At 56.5% G+C, this 395-nt stretch carries 2 tRNA genes; both read left to right on the plus strand.

The annotated features are described in order from the left end of the window. Positions 1–29: 29 nt before the first annotated feature. Positions 30–103, plus strand: a tRNA-Met gene (locus LN996_RS23520). 194 nt (positions 104–297) lie between these two features. Next, positions 298–371: transfer RNA gene (locus LN996_RS23525), tRNA-Met, on the plus strand. Positions 372–395: the final 24 nt, after the last annotated feature.

Below are 395 nucleotides of genomic sequence, written 5' to 3' on the forward strand. Positions count from 1 at the left end.
TTCACCGGGCGGTAATGTTGTTCTTGCGACGCGGGGTGGAGCAGTTCGGTAGCTCGCTGGGCTCATAACCCAGAGGTCACAGGTTCAAATCCTGTCCCCGCAACTGGAGAAAAGGTCCGGATCAGTAATTACTGATCCGGACCTTTTGTTTTGCCCGAAATTGCCCGGAGCCACGAACCTGATCACCTTTCCCGTGAGGATCCAGTGGAAGCCGCGCATGCTGGAAGTGATCTGCGGCACCATTGCCCTCATATGGTCAGAAGTACCCTGAGGGGTGCGGTAGAGTTGTTCTTGCGACGCGGGGTGGAGCAGTTCGGTAGCTCGCTGGGCTCATAACCCAGAGGTCACAGGTTCAAATCCTGTCCCCGCAACTGGAGAAGAGGTCCGGATCAGTA

Origin of the sequence: Arthrobacter sp. AK01 (genome assembly GCF_021109375.1) — a bacterium.
Taxonomy (GTDB): domain Bacteria; phylum Actinomycetota; class Actinomycetes; order Actinomycetales; family Micrococcaceae; genus Arthrobacter.